This window comes from Blastopirellula retiformator, assembly GCF_007859755.1.
Lineage (GTDB): Bacteria > Planctomycetota > Planctomycetia > Pirellulales > Pirellulaceae > Blastopirellula > Blastopirellula retiformator.
On record NZ_SJPF01000002.1, the window covers coordinates 1 to 18,850 of the forward strand.

The 18,850-nt window shown below is 55.6% G+C and carries 17 protein-coding genes, 2 tRNA genes, 1 rRNA gene and 1 pseudogene; 10 read left to right on the top strand and 11 right to left on the bottom strand.

The window, feature by feature from the left end; genetic code table 11:
• The 3 genes from Enr8_RS07405 to Enr8_RS07415 all read right to left on the bottom strand — a co-directional run.
• Positions 1-726 (bottom strand): 23S ribosomal RNA (locus Enr8_RS07405); the annotation flags it as partial.
• A 566-nt stretch (positions 727-1,292) separates the two neighbouring features.
• Positions 1,293-1,365: transfer RNA gene (locus tag Enr8_RS07410), tRNA-Ala, on the bottom strand.
• 85 nt (positions 1,366-1,450) lie between these two features.
• Positions 1,451-1,524 (bottom strand) — tRNA-Ile (locus Enr8_RS07415).
• A 294-nt stretch (positions 1,525-1,818) separates the two neighbouring features.
• Here Enr8_RS07415 and Enr8_RS07420 point away from each other — a divergent pair.
• Both Enr8_RS07420 and Enr8_RS07425 read left to right on the top strand, forming a co-directional pair.
• Entirely contained in the window at positions 1,819-3,729 is a 1,911-nt protein-coding gene (locus tag Enr8_RS07420; protein ID WP_246119988.1) for a redoxin family protein, read from the top strand.
• Positions 3,730-3,812: 83 nt separating this feature from the next.
• Positions 3,813-4,160: a hypothetical protein gene (locus Enr8_RS07425; protein WP_146430037.1), complete on the top strand. Its 348-nt coding sequence runs from the start codon at positions 3,813-3,815 to the stop codon at positions 4,158-4,160.
• Between the two features lie 174 nt (positions 4,161-4,334).
• On the opposite strand, the gene Enr8_RS07430 is transcribed toward Enr8_RS07425, so the two are convergent.
• From Enr8_RS07430 to Enr8_RS07440, 3 genes are all read right to left on the bottom strand, one after another.
• Complete coding sequence (locus Enr8_RS07430; protein WP_186767499.1) at positions 4,335-5,375, bottom strand: acyltransferase; 1,041 nt, start codon at positions 5,373-5,375, stop codon at positions 4,335-4,337.
• A gap of 124 nt (positions 5,376-5,499) precedes the next feature.
• Complete coding sequence (locus Enr8_RS07435; protein WP_222434811.1) at positions 5,500-6,207, bottom strand: class I SAM-dependent methyltransferase; 708 nt, start codon at positions 6,205-6,207, stop codon at positions 5,500-5,502.
• A gap of 216 nt (positions 6,208-6,423) precedes the next feature.
• Positions 6,424-6,714, bottom strand: coding sequence for a winged helix-turn-helix transcriptional regulator (locus Enr8_RS07440; protein ID WP_261342436.1), 291 nt, complete (start codon positions 6,712-6,714; stop codon positions 6,424-6,426).
• A 68-nt stretch (positions 6,715-6,782) separates the two neighbouring features.
• On the opposite strand from Enr8_RS07440, the gene Enr8_RS07445 reads away from it, so the two are divergent.
• Positions 6,783-7,796, top strand: a complete 1,014-nt coding sequence (locus Enr8_RS07445; protein WP_146430043.1) for a bile acid:sodium symporter family protein — start codon at positions 6,783-6,785, stop codon at positions 7,794-7,796.
• A gap of 235 nt (positions 7,797-8,031) precedes the next feature.
• Here the strand turns inward: Enr8_RS07445 and Enr8_RS07450 are convergent, their stop codons facing one another.
• Both Enr8_RS07450 and Enr8_RS07460 read right to left on the bottom strand, forming a co-directional pair.
• Complete coding sequence (locus Enr8_RS07450) at positions 8,032-8,298, bottom strand: hypothetical protein (RefSeq protein ID WP_246119989.1); 267 nt, start codon at positions 8,296-8,298, stop codon at positions 8,032-8,034.
• A 325-nt stretch (positions 8,299-8,623) separates the two neighbouring features.
• Positions 8,624-9,034, bottom strand: a complete 411-nt coding sequence (locus Enr8_RS07460; protein WP_146430046.1) for a hypothetical protein — start codon at positions 9,032-9,034, stop codon at positions 8,624-8,626.
• A gap of 249 nt (positions 9,035-9,283) precedes the next feature.
• On the opposite strand from Enr8_RS07460, the gene Enr8_RS07465 reads away from it, so the two are divergent.
• Complete coding sequence (locus Enr8_RS07465) at positions 9,284-10,414, top strand: ISAs1 family transposase (protein WP_146430048.1); 1,131 nt, start codon at positions 9,284-9,286, stop codon at positions 10,412-10,414.
• A 40-nt stretch (positions 10,415-10,454) separates the two neighbouring features.
• On the opposite strand, the gene Enr8_RS07470 is transcribed toward Enr8_RS07465, so the two are convergent.
• Complete coding sequence (locus Enr8_RS07470) at positions 10,455-11,429, bottom strand: helix-turn-helix domain-containing protein (RefSeq protein WP_222434812.1); 975 nt, start codon at positions 11,427-11,429, stop codon at positions 10,455-10,457.
• A 315-nt stretch (positions 11,430-11,744) separates the two neighbouring features.
• Here Enr8_RS07470 and Enr8_RS26040 point away from each other — a divergent pair.
• Positions 11,745-12,269 (top strand): annotated as a pseudogene (locus Enr8_RS26040) (sulfatase-like hydrolase/transferase); the annotation flags it as partial.
• Between the two features lie 301 nt (positions 12,270-12,570).
• Here the strand turns inward: Enr8_RS26040 and Enr8_RS26045 are convergent.
• Positions 12,571-13,449, bottom strand: a complete 879-nt coding sequence (locus Enr8_RS26045) for an IS3 family transposase (RefSeq protein WP_146430055.1) — start codon at positions 13,447-13,449, stop codon at positions 12,571-12,573.
• Positions 13,446-13,745, bottom strand: a complete 300-nt coding sequence (locus Enr8_RS07485; RefSeq protein ID WP_246119990.1) for a transposase — start codon at positions 13,743-13,745, stop codon at positions 13,446-13,448. The genes Enr8_RS26045 and Enr8_RS07485 overlap by 4 nt, the downstream gene beginning before the upstream one ends.
• 77 nt (positions 13,746-13,822) lie before the next feature.
• Between Enr8_RS07485 and Enr8_RS07490 the strand changes: the two genes are divergently transcribed.
• The 5 genes from Enr8_RS07490 to Enr8_RS07505 all read left to right on the top strand — a co-directional run bounded on the left by Enr8_RS07490 (position 13,823) and on the right by Enr8_RS07505 (position 18,578).
• Positions 13,823-14,296: a hypothetical protein gene (locus tag Enr8_RS07490; RefSeq protein WP_146430057.1), complete on the top strand. Its 474-nt coding sequence runs from the start codon at positions 13,823-13,825 to the stop codon at positions 14,294-14,296.
• A gap of 158 nt (positions 14,297-14,454) precedes the next feature.
• Positions 14,455-14,580 carry a hypothetical protein gene (locus Enr8_RS26395; protein WP_261342427.1) on the top strand — a complete coding sequence of 42 codons (126 nt, stop codon included), beginning with the start codon at positions 14,455-14,457 and terminating at the stop codon, positions 14,578-14,580.
• 516 nt (positions 14,581-15,096) lie between these two features.
• Entirely contained in the window at positions 15,097-15,660 is a 564-nt protein-coding gene (locus Enr8_RS07495; RefSeq protein ID WP_146430059.1) for a hypothetical protein, read from the top strand.
• 59 nt (positions 15,661-15,719) lie between these two features.
• Entirely contained in the window at positions 15,720-16,868 is a 1,149-nt protein-coding gene (locus tag Enr8_RS07500; RefSeq protein ID WP_246119991.1) for an NAD(P)/FAD-dependent oxidoreductase, read from the top strand.
• 24 nt (positions 16,869-16,892) lie between these two features.
• Entirely contained in the window at positions 16,893-18,578 is a 1,686-nt protein-coding gene (locus tag Enr8_RS07505; RefSeq protein ID WP_146430062.1) for a nucleoside recognition domain-containing protein, read from the top strand.
• The last annotated feature ends 272 nt before the right edge of the window (positions 18,579-18,850 follow it).

Here is an 18,850-nt window from a genome sequence, read left to right on the forward strand (position 1 = left end):
CTTCAACCTGCTCATGGGTAGATCACTTGGTTTCGCGTCTACAGCCTACGACTAACGCCCTATTCAGACTCGGTTTCCCTCTGGCTTCAGTCCGGAAGACTTTAACCTGCCGCAGACCGTAACTCGCCGGATCATTATGCAAAAGGCACGCCGTCACCCAATAATCGGGCTCCGACCGCTTGTAAGCGTATGGTTTCAGGTTCACATACCTCCCCTAGCAGGGGTTCTTCTCATCTTTCAGTCGCCATACTGAGTTCACTATCGGTTATCAGAGAGTATTTAGCCTTACGGGATGGTCCCCGTGGATTCAGTCCAGGTTTCACGTGCCTGAACCTACTCAGGTATCTCTCGGGAGGCGAATCACCTTTCGTTTACCGGGCTGTCACCGTCTGTGGCCGACCTTTCCATGTCGTTCAACTAGTTGTTCGCTTTGTAACTCCCATGTGAGAGACCCTACAACCCCGTGGGGAAAATCCCCACGGTTTGGGCTATTTCGCTTTCGCTCGCCGCTACTGACGAAATCGAGTTTTCTTTCTCTTCCTCCAGGTACTGAGATGTTTCAGTTCTCTGGGTTAGCCACTTACACCTATGTATTCAGTGCAAGTCATTCAGGAATCCCGGGATCAACGTTCGTTTGACAACTCCCCCAGGCTTATCGCAGTCTTCCACGCCCTTCATCGCCTTCTGATACCAAGACATCCCCCATACGCCCTTAATAGCTTGACCACAAATATTCAAAGCTTTCCGCCGTAAATATTCGCTTTAGCTACCGGACCTACTGGTACGCCGACGCCTCGCGGCGGCGACGCCAATTAGATATCCGATCCGTTTTAACGATATTTTTCGCTCGAGAATTTCACCTTAAGTGATCCCCAGCTTGTAGAACTGGGGACCCGGTTACTTTTGCATTCTCTATAATTCTCACGTTTGCCTAGCAGCCGCAAACCAACCAAACGACCCTGCTCTCGCAAAGCCCGTCAAGCTGACCGCAAACCACGTTCGCAAACGTGATGAATGCCATCTACTTCATTTGCCAAATTGTCAAAGATCTTGTTGGCCCGTTGGGCCAGTCGCTCGTTACTGAGCGAGGAGAATTCAGGCTCGATTCTCTCGAATCCTGCTGACTGAACTCTCCTTGGTCAGTCTCGGTCCCGTGTGGGAAGCGTCCAAATATATCGAAACCAAAATCGAAGTAAAGGGGCTGGCTGCGATTTTTTGGAAACTTGCTTTCGAGGCCTCATTTAGCACGTTCAACGACGTGTTTCGCCTGGAATCCGTTCCGCAAAAAGCAGTGGAGCCGACCCGGATCGAACGGGCAACCTCCTGCGTGCAAAGCAGGCGCTCTCCCAGTTGAGCTACGGCCCCTTGAGCTACGGCCCATATTCGGTCCTTACTCCGTTTCGGCCCTGGCCGGCGACTTCCTAGGAAATTGCCTTTCAGGTCTCGAAAGTGGGCACACCAAGATTCGAACTTGGGACCTCGTCGTTATCAGCGACGCGCTCTAACCAACTGAGCTATGTGCCCTTGTCGACGGCATTGCCGTAACAGGAATTCGTTATTCTAGGCGGCGCTCGGTTCTTGTCAAACGGGCTTAGGCCCCCCCGCTGCGGAAATTATGCCCCTGGATGCGGCGAAAACGAGGTAAAACCCCTGTAGTTCAGGGGTTTAGCTGCAAAAAAGGAGGCGAAAAAATCGGGTTTGGTTCGCCCTGAACCCCCAAATTCGTCGAAAATTGAGGATGAAGCGAAATGGGAAATGTGAATAATCCCTGATGCTGTCACTAGATGTGTTACTCGGAAAGCAAGGACGCGAAGAACCATGGCGATATCCAAGCCTTACGCCACCCTTTCGTTGGCCGCCGCCCTGGCCGCCGCTACGACTGGGACGCTGCTAGGGGCGACCCCCACCGTCGAACAAGCCCTGCAGCTGACGCCGTTGCAAGATGTTGAATACGAAGTTCCCACCGCCGACGAGATTCCGAAGTGCTCCATCCGGGCCGAAAAGATCAACGGCGCCACCGGCTGGGTCGTCTACGGTCCGGCGGGCGAAAAGATGCGGCAGTTCGTCGACTCCAACGGCGACAACAAAGTCGACATGTGGGCCTACTACAACAACGGCATCGAGGTCTACCGCGATCTCGACACCGACTTCAACAGCAAAGCCGATCAATATCGTTGGCTGGCGACCGGCGGATCTCGCTGGGGTTTTGACAATAACGAAGATGGCGTGATCGACCGCTGGGAGATCATCTCTCCGGAAGAAGTCTCGGCTGAAATCGTCGCCGCCATCCGCGACAAAGACGTCAAACGCTTTCAGGCCCTGCTGCTGACCGACGCCGAAGCGAAAGAGCTGGGCCTCGGCAAAGAGAAAGCGGCCGAACTGCTGGGCTCGCTCAACGCCGCCGCCAACGACTTCAACAAATGGGCCGGCGCCCAGACCGCGGTGAAGAAAGGGACCAAGTGGGTTCACTTCGGCGCGACTCGGCCTGGCATCGTTCCGGCCGGCGCCGACGGCGCCACGATGGACCTGTTGGTCTATGAGAACGTCGCTGCAGTGGTCGAAACGGCCGGCGAGCATAGCCAGATCGACATCGGCACGCTCGTCAAACTTGGCAACTCGTGGAAGGTGATCGCCGCTCCGCGGACCGCCGCGCTGGCCGAGAATGCCTCGCAAGGGTTCTTCTTCCAAGCGTCGTTCGCTGCTCGTCGGCCTGACATGGAAGGCGCCCCGGGGCGTCCGGCCGTCAACGCCGAAATGCAGAAGTTGCTGGATGAACTGGAAGGACTCGACGAAAAGCAGGCGATGGCCACCACCGCCGCCGCTCGCCAAGACCTGACCAAGAAGCGGGTCGCGCTGATGGAAGAACTGGCCGCCGCCAGCGGCGAAGGGGAATCGCGCGATAACTGGGTTCGCCAGATGGCCGACGTTATCAGCGCCGGCGTGCAGACGGGCGAATATCCCGATGGCATGACCAAGCTGATCGCCCTATCGAAGGCGACCGCCAAAGCGGAGCCGGGCAGCGCTGTCGCATCGTATGTCGAATTCCGCCGGATGAGCGCTGACTACACGTCGCAGCTGCAAGATCCCAACGCCAACTTCACCAAGGTGCAAGATGGTTGGCTCGAAAGCCTGGAAGGGTTCGTCAAAGCGTATCCCAAGAGCGACGACGCCGCCGAGGCGATGTTGCAATTGGCGATCGCTAACGAATTCGCGGGCGAAGAAGACAAGGCGAAAGCCTGGTACGCGCAGATCCATGACGACTTCCCCGGCACGCCGATCGCTCGCAAGGCGGACGGCTCGCTCCGCCGCTTGAACTCGGTCGGCAAAACGATCCAAGTCGCCGGCAAAACGCTCGGCGGCAAGCAGGTCAACCTGGCGGCGCTGAAAGGCCGCGTCGTGCTGGTGCACTTCTGGGCGACCTGGTGCGAACCGTGCAAGCAAGACCAGCTGGTCTTGCGTCAGCTGCAAGCCAAGTATGGTCGCAAAGGCTTTGAGCTGATCGGCGTGAGCCTCGACTCGGACAAGTCGGAGCTGACCAAGTACATGGCCCAGGCTCGTCTAACCTGGCCGCAAATCTACGAAGATGGCGGCCTCGACAGCCCGCTGGCGACCGACCTGGGCGTGCTGACCCTGCCGACGATGTTTTTGGTCGGCGCCGATGGAAAAGTGATCAGCCGCAACATCCACGTCAGCCAATTGGATAGCGAACTGGGTAAGTTGCTGAAGTAGTTGTGCGGTAGCGCACTGCTGAGGAAAATAGAAAGCCGTCCCGATGGGGGCGGCTTTTTTTGTGCAACGTCATGCGGCCATGAATGTGCTCTGATTTTTCCTTTCAACTTTACTGCACGTTGATCCTCGTCTGCGTACTCGGCGGATGCATGTGCGAGCAGCGAGCGCCGATCAACAAAGATCATGTGCTGCTGTTAGAAGGCGCCAAGCTTTTTAACGCCGGAATCGAAAAGTCCGGTGGCGACCATGCCGATTTGACGAACGAAGAGGCGGCCCAGTTTATTCGCAGCTTACGGAGTATCGAAGAAACCAATGGTGGAAAACTAATCGGCGGCAAGCTGGTCTGCATTGTTCATATGCAGTCCGGAAAGGATCCGATTCAGTTTCTTGTTTATGAGCAAGACGCGTCGGCAATCTTTGTGAGCGTCTAGGGAAGCGTGTTTCTGGTCCAAGATGCGGCGGAACTGAAGGAATGGCTTGGTAAGTTGAATTGACGAACGAGGTTGAATGTAGGTCAGGCCTTTGGTCTGACGATGACCTGCCGGGGGATTCTGCATTCGGGGAATCAACTCGAACATCGCGTCAGGCCGAGGCCACGCCTGCGACTACTTCCCGACAAGAATGCTCAGGCCGACCTTCCGTAGCAGCCATCCAATCCAGACGCTTCCGGCAATCGCGATGCCGATCAGCGCTGCGCGATAAACGATGGAAAGAGCTAAGCCTTCTGGCGTCGCAACGACGTACGACAACAGGGTAAGGACCAACAGGTGCCCCACGTAAATCGGCATGCTGTTGCGGCCAAGATAGCAAATCGGCGAAGCGAGTCTTGGTTCTGGATCGCCTGCTGTAGCGTTTGTGTCGGGCGAACGGGCGCCTGCGGCAATGAGCAGCGTGAAGGAACTGATCGATACCGTCATCAGTAGGTAAGGCGAAAAGGGATGATTCGTCGCCAGCAGTTTGGCATACTCCCAAGGGGTCGCCAGAATCGCTAGTGCCGTGACGATCAAGAGCGCAGGCAGGCGTCGCGGATAGCCTCGCGCTAGCGAAGTGCCCAGGAAGACGTAGGGCAACCAGTAGATGAATAATCGGTCGTGAACGGCCACGACAAGACGATTCTCAAATAGCCAATAGTTGGTCGCCGCATTTCCCAGGGCACCTGCGATCAACACGATCCCCAGCGTTGTGGGAGTCACCAAGCGGCGAATCGCTGGGAAAAGCCAGGTTAGTTGAAAAAGAACTATAAAAAAATACTGCCCTGCCCAGCCGAAGCCGCCGAGCCAGCCGCCGACGATCGTGTAGATTGGCGTGGTTCGCCATTCCGAAAACGAGTGGAAAAGCAGCAGGTAGATGCTGGTCCAGAATGCATAGGGAATCAGCAGTTGGAGAAATCGCGAGCCAACGTATCGCGAGGCCTCCGATCGGCGAGCCAAACCAAGTTCGTAGTAGTAGGCCCAGATCGCCACAAATACCGGAACGCAAAAGCGAAGTACGTTTGCCGCTGGCATACCAGCGTGAATGCTGACGACGCCGACAATCGAAATTCCCTTAAGCAAGTCCGAACGCCAATCACGAGTTTTGGCAATACTGGGGCGGCGTGGATCGGTAGCGTCGCTCGACTTCGTGGGATTCGACTCGATTGCGGTCATCGGCATCCGCTCGCGGGCGGTGAATGGAGTTCGCTAGGGCGAAATGAGCAAGTGTAGGTCAGGCCTTGGCCGAACGACGCCCCGCCGAATGATATTGCTTGGGAAAATCAACTCGAACATCGCGTCAGTCCGAGGCCTGACCTACCACTTCGTTGCTTGTCGGTTTGCGAGCCATCAGCAAGATATTGTCCGACATCGCCCGCGGAAACAGCCGCGAGATCGCCTGAGGATAATGCCAGGCGGTCCCTACAATTCGGCCGTTGTGGGTGAAGGCGATTTCGATGTCGGTTAGCTTTAACTCGGTCGCCATCCGGCGCAAGTCGACTTCCAAGAGTGCGGTGATGTGGGCCGGATAAGAGCCGGCGCGAAATGCGTTGAACTCATTTCGCAATAGCAGGGTCATCTTGCTGAGCAGGCTCAGTTGGTTGGGAGTTGTGACGACGATCCAGCCGCCGGGCTTCGCCAGGCGAACCAGTTCGCGCATCAGTTGCCGCGGGTTCTCGACATGTTCGACCGTTTCGACCGACGCGACGACATCGACCGATTCGTCCGGCAGCGGAACGCCCCCTTGGTCGACGTCGACCAAGTGGAACTGGGCATCCGTCGGAAAACCTTCGTGACGCACGACATCGGCGCCAGCATACCGGTCGAACTTGTCGCCGACGACTTGGCCCAGCGCTCCGGTCCCGCAACCGACGTCCAGCAGAAAGCCGCCGGAGATCGAACGGCGATCGAGTTCTCGGCCTACCATGTGCAAAATCGCCTGGCTGCTCCCCCCGCGAGATAACTCGGCTCGGCGAACGACGTCATATTCTGTGGCGGCGGCGCTCATGGTTCTTGGATCCTCAGATTGTCCTGGGGCTGTTTAGATCGATCTACGGCCGAAACCGATTTTTTCGCTTGGCGCTCTCATAATTCCAGGCAACCGCTGGGATATCGAGTTCGTTTCTTTTGTAGGTGACCAGGGAAGTCGACGCTAGACGGTTGCCGGCGGCGACAATTCTTTTCTACGGAAGTCGAGCGACACAAATCGCGTCACGCCACACGCTTACGCCCCCTTCCCCTTCCGCCGGATCACCTCGGCCGGATCGCGCGTCGTATTGGGAAAGTGCTTCTCTCCCCAGCGGGCGACGACGGCGACCAACTTTTTCAGCGACTCGCCTTGCTCGGTCAGCGTGTAGATCGTTTGGCGGCGGTCGGTCGGGTCTTGCTCGCGGGTCAGGTAGCCCTGCTCGGTCAGCATCTTCAGGCGGTTGGCCAAAATGTTCGACGCGATTCCCTCCCACGAGCAGAGATTTTCCCTGCGGAGATGGGCTCTCAGCATGCTGCAGAAAAACAGGACTACGTTAGAATGTCCGGCTGTCCCTGGTTGCGCTCCGCTGGCCGAACATGTTTGTCGCTGCCCCTATGAAGTTCAAATTCGACTGGTTTTTGACCGGGATGTTCGTCGCCATCGCGCTGGCGTGGCTTTTTCCGACGCCTGGCGCCGAAGGGGGCTGGCTTCATCCCGAACTGTTAACCAAGGCCGGCGTCGCGCTCATCTTCTTTCTGCATGGCGTCTCCCTCTCGTTCGCCGCCATGAAGCAAGGCGCCATGAACTGGAAGCTGCACCTGGTGGTGCAAGGGAGCGTCTTTGTCATCTTTCCGCTCTTGGGGCTGCTGTTATTGCCGCTGACCCATGGTTGGCTGCCGGAAGATTTGCGGATCGGTCTGTTTTACCTCTGTGCCCTTCCCTCCACCGTTTCGTCGTCCGTCGCGCTGACCGCGGCGGCCGGGGGCAACGTGCCGGCGGCCGTGTTCAACGCCACGCTTTCCAGCATCCTTGGCATCGTGCTGACGCCCCTATGGATGAAGCTGGTCAGCGAAGGAGAAGCGATCGCCTTTCCGCTGCAAGACGTGGTGCTGAGCCTGGTCGTCTGGCTGGTGTTGCCGCTGATCGCTGGGCAAGTCGCCCGGCGGTGGCTGGCCGGTTGGGCCGCCAAGAATAAAAAGTGGGTCGGCGTGGTCGACCGCAGCACGGTTCTGCTGCTGGTCTACACGTCGTTCTGCGACTCGATGAAGTTTGGCGTCTGGACCAAACATGGCCTGATCGCCGTCGTCGCCAGCTTTGTCCTGGCGATCATGCTTTTTTACATCCTGCTGTTTGCAGTCGGCAAGATCTGCGACTGGCTGCAGTTCTCCCGCGAAGACCGCATCGCGACGATCTTCTGCGGCTCCAAAAAATCAATGGCGACCGGCGTACCGATGGCCCAACTAATGTTCGGCGGTGACCCCGGCCTGGGCCTGATCCTATTGCCGATCATGATCTATCACCCGTTGCAGTTGATGATTTGTGGGGCGCTGGCGAACCGCTGGAAGCGGGCGGCGGAGAAAGAAGATCAGGAGGGAGATCCGGTGGGGGAAGATGCCCGGCCGCTTTGATTTCTCTAATCGGCCGGGTGGCGCTGGTAGCTCATCTTTGTTTGGGGCGCCACTGTCGTCTGCGACAGTGGCTTGCGTCTAGAGCCTCTATTCAGCAAAGTATTGAATTGTGGACGGGAAGTCAAGAGAATAGCTTGATCGCAGTCGCCTGAACTTCTTTCGTTGCTGACCCCGTCACATGACCAGTTCGAAGAGCACTGTCGCAGACGACAGTGCCACCCAAGAGTAAGAAAATTCAGCAGCGCGGCAGTCCCTGCGCCATTCGCCAGGCGTTGAGCCGAGTCACAACTTGCTGACAACTATGATCGGCCGACAGCGTCTGCATCACGAACATCCAGATGACGACCATCGGCGAATAAGCGCGCTGACGAAACAAGAAGCCGATCTCTTGACAGATCGCGGCGACGACGCCGCTGGGCATCAGCAGCTCGCTGACGAAGATCGAAACGTTATGGAACTTGCTTTGTGATTCGTGGGGCGAAGCGTTAAACTGATCGGACACGGCGGGGCCTCCTGAAACGGCGATTGTTACACCACCAATTCAGCGAAGCTCCGCCGTCTTTTTCAAATCCTCTCGCTAAGTTGCAGACGCTCTCCAATGCTGTCGCAAGATCTTGCGATGGCGCCTTTCGCCCGTTACCGCATCGTGGGGCAACGGCTTAAGCTCGTGCCATTCAGTCCTGACACCTTTTCTTCGCCAGGATTGCCAAACGTCTTGCCTGAAGGCGCTGATTTCTTTTGCAATGTGTCGAAGGCTTCAAAACGACCGTTTGGAGTTGGCCGAACTTCGAGAAAGAAAAGGAAGAAAGAAAAGTGAAGGTTGGTTTTCAACAAGGCAAATTTAGTTCCCCTTCGTAACAAAGTCCCTCGTGATGGAATATGCCAACATAGTTTGCCGCAAAGCTGAAAATGAACACATCTCCGTTGAATAATGATTCGCCGAATTCTTTGAAGTATTCTGAAGCAAATTGTTCTAATGAGTACGAATTGTCCACAAGCATGGGATCATGGTTGTGAGCATAGCAAACCTCACCAATCACGACTAATTCGCTGTCCGGGACATTCTTGAATAGCTTGAGTAATTCAGCATCGTCCAAGCCTTCCCAATCGGGCACTCGCAGCCAATCGGACGGCGAAGTCGCACCGATCTCCTGGCTGAACTGGTCAACGCTGGAGAGTGTTAAGCCGTTTTCGTCGATCAGTCGGGTCCTGAACTCACTCCAAGAAATACTTTTCATATCTACCTACCCTGAAAGAATTCAAGACCCTCAATAAAAAACTTATCTACAACTACATGGCGTTTTCCGTCAAAATCTCGAATCGTTAGCAGCCTGTTGATTTTCCCATCTTTCCATTATCCTGACACCCATCTTCACACGGCGATTGCGCCACGATGGGCAGTCTGCAATAATCCGGCAAGTACGTCTTGGCGATTTCGCGACATTCGTTTCGCCGCCAGGCGTTCGCTTTGCAGGGAGGTCTTCCGCATGTCTTCTTCTTCGGCCGCTTCGATTCAACAGCACTTTGCCGACCTGACCGATCCGCGCACGCGGAAGGTGACTTATCCGCTGGTCAACATCGTCACGATGTCGCTCTGCGCGGTGCTCGGCGGGGCGGACGATTTTGTCGCCATCGCCGATTGGGCGGAGGATAAGAAGGAGTGGCTTTCGAAGTTTCTCGACATGAGCAGCGGCGTCCCTTCGCACGATCGATTCAACGCGATTCTNGGCGCGCTCAAGCCGGCCGAGTTGGAGAAGTGTTTGCTGAGTTGGATCACGGCGCTGCAGGACATTACCGACGGACAAATCATCGCGATCGACGGCAAGACGTTGCGGCGCAGTTTCGACGCCGCCAGCAGCAAGGCGGCCATTCACATGGTCAGCGCCTGGGCGACCGCTAATCATGTGAGCCTGGGTCAGGTAGCGACCGACGCCAAGAGTAACGAGATCACGGCGATTCCGAAATTGCTCGAAATCATCGAGGTTTCCGGCTGTTTGGTGACGATCGACGCGATGGGTTGTCAGAAAGAGATCGCCGCCAAGATCGTCGACGCAGGCGGCGATTATTGCCTGGCGATCAAAGGAAATCAGCGTTATCTGCATCAAGCGATTCGCGATCACTTCGTCGCCGCGATGGAAGTCGACTTCAAGAAGCTGAAAGTTCATCGTCACGAAACGCACGAGAAAGGGCATGGCCGCGAAGAGTCGCGCTACTATTATCTCTGCCCGATCGATGCGGATGATTTTCCGTACGCCAGCAAGTGGAAGAAGTTGAAAGCGATCGGCATGACGATCAACATCGTGACGCAAAACGGGAAAGAGACAAGCGACGTGCGTTACTATATCGTCAGCAAATATCTCACCGGCAAGCGTTTCGCCGAAGCGGTGCGTGGTCACTGGAGTATCGAGAATTCGCTCCACTGGCAACTCGACGTAACGTTCGGCGAAGACCAAAGCCGCATCCGCAAAGGACACGCCGACGTTAACTTCAGCCTGCTGAGAAGAACGAGCCTGAGCCTCTTGAAGAACAACAAAACGGCCAAGGTGGGCGTGAAGAACAAGCGGCTAAAAGCGGGGCGGAACGACGCCTATCTGCTGGAAGTGTTGCTGGGGACGTGATTTATGGTGCGATCGCCGTGACACCGAAGCTGAGCTGCTATCAAGATGAAAAGAATCGCCGCGTTTCCGATGGTTTCTCCAGAAAGAATCTCTGGTAGATCCTGGCGAAGTCGCCCATATGCCAGAATCCCCACTTATTGGCAACATCTGAGACCAGCAGAGGTGAGTGTCGATGACACGCCAACTCCGCTTTAACGCGTTGCAATCGATAGGCCTGGATATAGCACTTCGGAGTGACGTTCAAACACTGGCGAAAGGCGTACTGCAATGTCCGCATACTGACGCCTGTACGTTCGCAGATATCTTCAACCGTGATTGGGAAATGCGAACTTTGTTGAATGAGCGCAATTGCCTTAGACACGAGCGCACGTCGCTTGGCACTGAGCCGGGGAGCTTCGCCGTTGGTTGCCTCCGTGATCACGCGGGTTAACAGCATTGGAAGAGTCTGAGACAACAACTCCATTCTCAGGTCAGCGTTCTCTTCTGTTGACGTAGGCGGATGCGTGACTGAAATCTTGTGCAACAGCCGAAGTAGTTGCCGAACGGAATCTGCTCGACAACGGATAACCCTTGGTCCTGAAAACTGAACACGGCCCGCAGAAGCGTCCTGAATCGCGAACGCTTCCTGAAACTTCTCTTCCGAAAGCGAAACGGTATAGACATGAAAGTTCTCGTCTGAAGCGGAGTTCAGTTCCCCATCACTCGGAAAAATCATGATATCAGAAGCACTGACATCGTACCCATGCCAACGTAGACGCTGACACGATGTGCCTGGTATAGCGACGGTAAAATACTCTTCAGGAGCCGCTCCCTGCTGGTGTAGCTTCTGCCGGAATCGCGCATTCACATAGCAGACATCTTCGGAATTGACTTGGAGAATTTCGCCACGAAATCGACCAGCCTCAAGTTGACGAAAGTCCAAATTCCAATGCTTGATCGTCTCCCGGAGATCTTCGAAGTCCTGAAATGACTGCTTGGGCACAACGAACGGGCTGGCTCCTGGCAACTTTTGCATTTTGCAACTTGAAACTTGCGTGTTTTTGATGTCATCCACAATACGCCCTGTATACAAACAATAGCTGGAGGAGTTCACCTCCCAGCGGTACGCACTTCAGACTTCATTTTTTTCTAAACTTGTAAACTTCGGCTCCGCATGTGTGATTGTACGATCTTGTTCCGAGCCGGAGCAACCAAAACAGTAAAAAGTCCGTGGAAAGCAAGTTTCGGAAGCGAAGTCAAGCGTTACCGTGAAGGTTTAGAATCAGGTCATGGTCCCAAGGAGACAACAATGAAACCTTTGACACTTTGCCTGTCCCTAATTGCAGGCATGATGCTTGCTGGACAGGTACTTGCACAATCGAAAATCGTTCACGATGCGGAGTATTACATTCTTGAAGCACAGAACGGAAAAAAGTGGGAAGCTGAGGATAAGGGGATCGCCGCACGCCTGAAGGAACTGCGGCAGAAGCACGGTACACCGCCGAATATTGTTCACATTATGTGGGACGACACCGCCTATGGAGATGTCGGCATTCCTGCGATTCAAAAAGTTCGTGGTCTGAATACCCCGCATCTGAATCGTATGGCCCGTGAGGGAATCCTGTTCTCGCGGATGTATACCGAAGTTGGCTGCACGCCAAGCCGGTCGGCCATCATGACCGGTAGGCACCCCGTGCGAAATTCGATGTTCAACATTGGCATGCTTCGTGAATCACACGGTTTGCGTGGAACTGAGGTAACTATTGCCGAGTTGCTTTCGGAAGCAGGATATGCAACGGCATTTCACGGGAAATGGCACCTCGGGGACATCGAAGAAAGTTATCCCCACAATCAGGGTTTTGATGAGGCATTCTTTACTGGTTACAACCAAATTTTGTCTCTAAACACTAGAGTTGCCGAGGGAGCAAATGCGTCGATTGGTTTGTACGAAGACATGCTTCCCGAAGATCCCTATAAGCTCGACGAAACATTCATCGTCAAAGGTTGGGTGCAGATTGCAGAAGGAACCAAGGGAGGAGCCACGCGACAATGGGGGAACAACTCTCATGAAAATTATCTTAAAATCGATCCAGAAGCTCAGAAGCGGACACTCGAATTCATCGAACGTAACGCAAAGAAAGGTGAGGTGGTGCCCGAAATGAAGGCGCGCCGAGGGCTTATTTTCGGCACGGCTGATTGTTCTCGAATTGCACTGGCGTTTGGTAGCCGAGGCTGGAGTGCTTTCGGTCGCAGTTGTAGTAGCGAAAGTACTCTCCCAACTCGCGCGCCCCAACGCCCACATCCTCGTATTCGGTCATTTCCAGTTCCGTCTTGATCGTTCCGAAGCAAGATTCCATGAATGCGTTGTCGTAGCAGTCGGCGGCCCGGCTCATGCTTTGCCGAATCGACGCGCGGCGCAGCAGCGATCGGAACCGCTTCCCTGCGTACTGGCCTCCTCGATCGCTATGGTGAATCAAGTCAGGCGGCGGCCGCCGCATTCGGATCGCATCTCTTAACGCTCCGATCACCAAGTCCTCCGTCATCGACAGTTCAAAACGCCAACCGATTAATCGCCGCGAGAAACGATCCATCACCATCGCCAGGTAAGCGAAACGCTTTTCGGCGAGCGGCACGTAGGTGATGTCGGCGACCCACAGCTGATTTATTTCACGCAGCACAAACTCTTCCAGCAACAGGTTCGGGCTGTAGCCCAAACAATGGCGACTGTCGGTGGTGCGCGGCTGGAATGATTTCGGTTGAATCGCTTTTAAGCCCTGGTTTTTCAGAATATTCGCCACGGTGCGACGCGCCGCGGGAATGCCGAGATCCTTCAGTTCGTCGACGATTCTTCGCGTGCCATAGCGTCTGCGATGTCGCCAAAAAATGTCGATCACCAGCGGCGTCAGGTTGGCGGTCGCCTGACGCTTGGTCGCAATGGGCAAGCTTCGCCGCTTGTAAAAATCGGCGCGACCAATCGCCAGGCAGTCGCAAACCTCGCGTACGCTCGCCACCTTCTCGGCGACGATCTGTTCCGCCGCGGCGATCCGATCGCTCAATCGCTCCGGCTGAAAATAGCTAACGCTTTTTTTAACACGTCTCGCTCACGCTCGACACGTTTCAGCTCCAGTTCCAATTCCTTCACGCGGCTTTCCAGCGAAGCGGCGACCGGGCCGCTGCCTCGCAACTGCTCGCGTTTCCAGCGGTAGAGTAAATTCGTGCTTGACAGGCCAAGCCGCTGGACGACCGAATCGGCCGAATGGCCGTCCAGCAGCATCTGCACCGCATCGCGTTTGAATTCATCGGTGAAGCGACGTCGTGACGGGGGCTGTTTCCGCTTCGCTTTTGCGCTCATCCTGGCGGTCTCCTGAACCGGCCATTATAAGCCCCGGACGCGCCTCCATTTCGGGCACCACCTCACCTACTGATCGCGTGATTGATGGTCTCGATCAAGCATCGCTATTTCTTAACGGAGATACCCATAGCCGTCGGGACTATGTCTTCATTTATGCTGGTCCAAACCTAGGCGCGAGCGTCAAAGGAAACTACAAACGGCACTGGATTTCTTCTGATCCAGTCGGCGAAGCAAGCGGAATCCCGGCTGGCTTCTACTTCTTGCCCGCTGATCCACGGGAGAAAACGCCAATGCTCGTGAATATGATTCACTTGAAGTCGCCGTTCAATCGAATGCGGATTCGGCATGAGTTATGGAAGAAGAAATACCCAGACCTGCCGGAACGTCACGGTGTCCCCTGGACGGGCATCGAAAATGCGACTCCAGAGGTCAAAGCGCTGTCAAAACCGAATGTGAATTTGAAAGACCTTCCGTTTGACCCGTTGGAGTACATCGAGCATCTGGACGAACTGCCGTTCGACACGACTCTCGATCCCGATTTCGGTCAGTGATCCGGGTATTAAACGCACTGAAAAATGGCTCAGTCTTGTCACCAAGTTTCCGGATGCGAGGCTGAGCCATTCTCTCGAAAGTTCGCTTTATGTTTGAAATTTAGGTCCATCCGGCTTCTTCATGGGTTTGCTAGAATTCTCCGAGAAGGAAAACTGCCGTGCAAGACATCGAACCTTATCAGCACATTCTTGGTTTGAAGTCCCCCTGGTCGGTTGATCGGGTTCAGTTGAGCGTCGAGGAGGAGCAGATTGACGTCTTCGTCTCGGCCGGGTGGCGCTGCTGAATCTTCTTACTCTTGGGCGCCACTGTCGTCTGCGACAGTGCTCTTCAAACTGGTCATGTGACGGGGTCAGCAACGAAAGAAGTTCAGGCAATTACGATCAAGCTATTCTTTTGACTTCCCGTCCACGATTCAATACTTTGCTGAATAGAGGCTCTAGCTGCCTGTTGAAAAATGCCCTCGTGGCATTTTCCAACCTCGCCAGGCTCAGAGCATCGCTCTTCGCGGCTCGCAAGATAACGACTTACGTCGTTATCTTGGGGTCGCATCCGTGCGGTCACTCAGTCCGTCGAGAAAATCAACGGCCTGTTCGGCTCCAGGAGTTTCTGTGATGGCTCCGCCAGCAGACCAGCCAAAGTCAGCGTGATCGCTGACGGTAGCGATTTCTGCAATCGTGCGGAAATGCACGCGACAAGACTTGCAAAACGTATGCAGGTGACTATAGTGTTTTAAGTGGCGCATGCGGCTGCAAGCGTGTGGTCCCCTTTTGAAACGCATATAGCCCATAGGGAGAAACGCGTGATTCGATACGGCGTCTTCTTGCTGGTTTTCTGCATTGTGCCGCTGGGCGGCTACTCCGTGGCAACCGCTCAAAGCGACCAGCCATCGAACTGCACGGTTGGCGTTAGTCATCCCTACCTGGCCGATTGCGTCGCCTGTCTGCTTGAAAGCGATGTGCGCCGCAAGATTCTCTTGAGCGCGGACGACGTTGCTCAATGGGGGCAGAGCGGCAAATTGCCGTCGTATCAAGTCGTTAATCAAAGGTCGGCTCGGCTGCGTGATTGTCGGGTCTATCTCTATCAGTCGGACGAAGTTCTCCCAGATGATGCGATTTGGAGAGAGCGACTTGCCGGGCACGCCGTCCTTGTCATCGAGATCCCAACCGGCGCCATCTGCGACGAATTGGAAGCGCTTGCTCGTGAGCTTTGCCGCGTTTTTCCTGACAAATGCGATGCGATCCAGCGGCGATTGAATGAAGAGTTACAGCGACGTCACTGGAATTCCGCCTATCTCCGTCTGGCCCTGGGGCATGACTTGTCGCGTGATGGCTTGGACGTCGCGAGCCTCTCGGGCGGGCCGTAGTTTCCACCTGAGCCTGTATGTTGTGGCGCCGTCCGCTGTACTCCTAAAGGTCATTGCTTGTGATTTCCGACGCGGGTTCTCCACTTCGTGAGAACAAATTGGATGTGATCGTGGTGGGCGCTGGCCCGGCGGGGATTGGTATCGGCGTCGCGTTGATGCACGCGGGAATTAAGAACTTCCTGATTGTTGATCGCCACGAGGTCGGAGCCTCCTTCGCCAAATGGCCGCGGCAGATGCGGCTTATTACTCCCTCGTTTCCGACGAATTCAATTGGCATGCTCGACCTGAATTCGATCGCAATCGGCACGTCTCCGGCGTTCAGCCTTGAGACGGAACATCCAACTGGCCTGCAATACGCCGCGTTCTTGCAAAGCGTCGCCGCTCATTTTGAGCTGCCAGTTCGCTCCGGAACGGACGTTTTAAGCGTTGAATTTGACGGAGATGGTTTTGAGGTCGAGACCATCCACGGCGCATTGACGGCGCGATTCGTCATTTGGGCGGCGGGAGAATTCCAATATCCGCAAGATCGTCCATTTCCGGGCAGCGAGCATTGTCTGCACAACTCACTCGTAGAGTCGTGGAGCGACTTGCCAGATTGCGATCATCTCGTCATCGGCGGCTACGAGAGTGGTATGGATGCGGCGATTCAGTTGGCAAGGGCCGGCAGAAATGTCGTAGTTCTGGATCGGGCGGAAACTCCACCTTGGCGCCGTGAGGAGAGCGATCCTAGCTCCAGCTTATCGACCTATACCTTGCAGCGATTGCGGCAAAAACAAGTTGGCGAGCGGGTAAAACTAGCAAGGGGCGCCGATGTTTGCGAAGTGCGAAAGCTTGGTGCCGAGTATCGGGTGCTGTGCGTTTCTGGCGACGAGTTCGTGTCTCCGGCGCGGCCGATTTTGGCGACCGGCTTTCGCGGTAGCGTCCAGTTGGTCTCCGAGTTGTTTGAGTCGCGGGAAGAAGACGGGTTTCCTCTCTTAAATGAACAGGACGAATCGAGGATCACGCCGGGACTATTTCTGGCGGGCCCGATGGTTCGCCACGACAACCACGTTTTTTGTTTCATCTACAAGTTTCGCCAACGATTCGCCGTCGTGGTCAAAACGATCGCGGATCGACTTGGCGTGCCGGCGGAAGAGTTGGAAAAGTATCGCCAATGGGGCATGTATCTTGACGATCTATCTTGTTGCGGCGAAGAGTGCGTTTGCTAGCGGTTCGCGGGGAGTCGAAGTTTGATGATTAGCTCCGCAATTGGCCAACAACGGCAGGCAGTACTCATCGTAGGCAAGGAGAGCGTCGGCAAGACGACGCTGGCCTCCGCGTTGGCGGGAGTCTCGGCAGATGACGCGAATTTTCGCGGTTCGACCGTCGCCGTCGAAGGATACGTCTCCGAGGACGTCGTCTATTGGGACACGCCTGGCATCTTTCGGCAGTCCGATACGGAAACGACGAAACTGGCGCTCGCCGCGCTCGACGAGCATGAGAAGGTGCTCTTGATCATTCAAGCGACCCAGATCGACGAAGATCTGGCGGAACTCCTTCCCCTCGTCGCCGGTAAACAGGGAGCGGTGGTCGTCTCGTTCTGGGACAAAGTCCAGCCAGGCGAAGCGGCGATGGAAGCGCTCGAAAAGTTCTCAGCCGAAGTAGGCGTTCCATTTCTGGCGGTGGATGGTCGTCGATTGAATGATGTGGGAACGCATCGCATTACGGATATGTTACAGGCTGCGTCCGTTTTTTCGGCGAGCCGGCTAAAATATCGGGCAGGTTGGAGGATTGAACCGCGGCCAGGAATCCTGGAGCATCGGACTTGGGGACCGCTCTTGGCGATCGTGCTGTTGGTGCTGCCGGCACTGGCGACGATCTTTGGCGCCAACGAATTGGCGAACGTCCTGCATCCGATCGTGGAAGGATGGCTGGAACCGTTGATCGCGACGATCGAGGCGACTTGGCCCGCCTGGTTGCGACTTCTCCTCACAAACAAGTCGGATGGTTTGGGATATGGCTTACTCGATATGGGACCGTTCCTGTTGGTCTGGGCGATGCCGACGGTGGTGCTGTTTTCCCTGATCCTTGGCGCCTATAAGGCGAGCGGCCTGGTCGAACGGATGAATATCGCCCTCCATCCTTGGGTCCGTTATGTCGGGCTAAGCGGGCGCGACGTCGTAAGAATCTTGATGGGGTTTGGCTGTAACGTCCCTGCGGTCATCAGTACGCGAGCTTGCTCTGGGTGTTCGCGCAATACAGCAATCGCCGGGATCGCATTTGGCGCCGCTTGCAGCTATCAACTGCCAGCGACTTGGGCGGTACTCTCCGCGGCCGCGATTCGTAGCGGCGGCAGTCCCTTGACGCTTTGCTTTGGGTACCTATTTTATCTTGGTTTGACCACGCTGATCTACTTGCGATTGGCCTCCAGCCCGTCAGGCCGTGACGCATTGAATATTTTGATGACTCCCCGCCGTCCGTTCACGCAATGGCCGACTGCGAAGGCCCTTTGGCGAGAAGCTTACTCGACGCTGCGACAATTTTTCGTCCAAGCGATGCCAATTTTCGTAGGGATTTGCGTGCTCGCATCTCTCTTGGCGAATTGGGGGATTCTTGATTTCGCTTCTCGCGGGCTCGGTCCAGTGATGGCGAGTTTTGGTTTGCCGGCCGACGCGGCGTTGCCGGTGGTGCTCGCCTCGATTCGCAAAGACGGCATTCTTCTGCTGGCCAGCGACCACGGAGAAATGGCGCCGATGACGCCGGCGCAAACCCTGACTGCCGTTTACCTGGCCGGCGTCTTGTTGCCATGTTTGGTCACAGCGCTGACGATTGCGCGAGAAACCGACTGGCGATGCACGCTTCTGTTGCTTGGACGTCAAGCGCTGTTTGCCATCGCGTTTACACTCTTTTTGGCCTGGGCGGCGGGGTGGATTTTGTGAGCGTGAATTTAGTCAACCCTGTTGCACGGGCGCCTCGACGTTTGGCGAGCAAGACTAACAATTCGCTTTCGCTGGAAAGAAGCGAGATCACGAAGCTGCGGAAGCGTGCCTCCACTTTGCTGGATCAACAATGTTGGTGCTGGGGACGAGACGTTCTTCGCCCCGTAGGGAACTGGCTGCTGGCTTCCGGTTTCGAGCGGTTGTCGCCTCCAAGCGATTGCCGAGACGGGACTCCGAGCATCTACCAGCAATCGCTTGGAGGCGGTCGTAAG

Excerpts from the sequence above, each read along its gene's own strand:
- Enr8_RS07420 (WP_246119988.1), top strand. The coding sequence starts at position 1,819 with ATGGCGATATCCAAGCCTTACGCCACCCTTTCGTTGGCCGCCGCCCTG.
- Enr8_RS07425 (WP_146430037.1), top strand. The coding sequence starts at position 3,813 with ATGTGCTCTGATTTTTCCTTTCAACTTTACTGCACGTTGATCCTCGTC.
- Enr8_RS07430 (WP_186767499.1), bottom strand. The coding sequence starts at position 5,375 with ATGACCGCAATCGAGTCGAATCCCACGAAGTCGAGCGACGCTACCGAT.
- Enr8_RS07435 (WP_222434811.1), bottom strand. The coding sequence starts at position 6,207 with ATGAGCGCCGCCGCCACAGAATATGACGTCGTTCGCCGAGCCGAGTTA.
- Enr8_RS07445 (WP_146430043.1), top strand. The coding sequence starts at position 6,783 with ATGAAGTTCAAATTCGACTGGTTTTTGACCGGGATGTTCGTCGCCATC.
- Enr8_RS07460 (WP_146430046.1), bottom strand. The coding sequence starts at position 9,034 with ATGAAAAGTATTTCTTGGAGTGAGTTCAGGACCCGACTGATCGACGAA.
- Enr8_RS07470 (WP_222434812.1), bottom strand. The coding sequence starts at position 11,429 with ATGCAAAAGTTGCCAGGAGCCAGCCCGTTCGTTGTGCCCAAGCAGTCA.
- Enr8_RS07485 (WP_246119990.1), bottom strand. The coding sequence starts at position 13,745 with ATGAGCGCAAAAGCGAAGCGGAAACAGCCCCCGTCACGACGTCGCTTC.
- Enr8_RS07505 (WP_146430062.1), top strand. The coding sequence starts at position 16,893 with ATGATTAGCTCCGCAATTGGCCAACAACGGCAGGCAGTACTCATCGTA.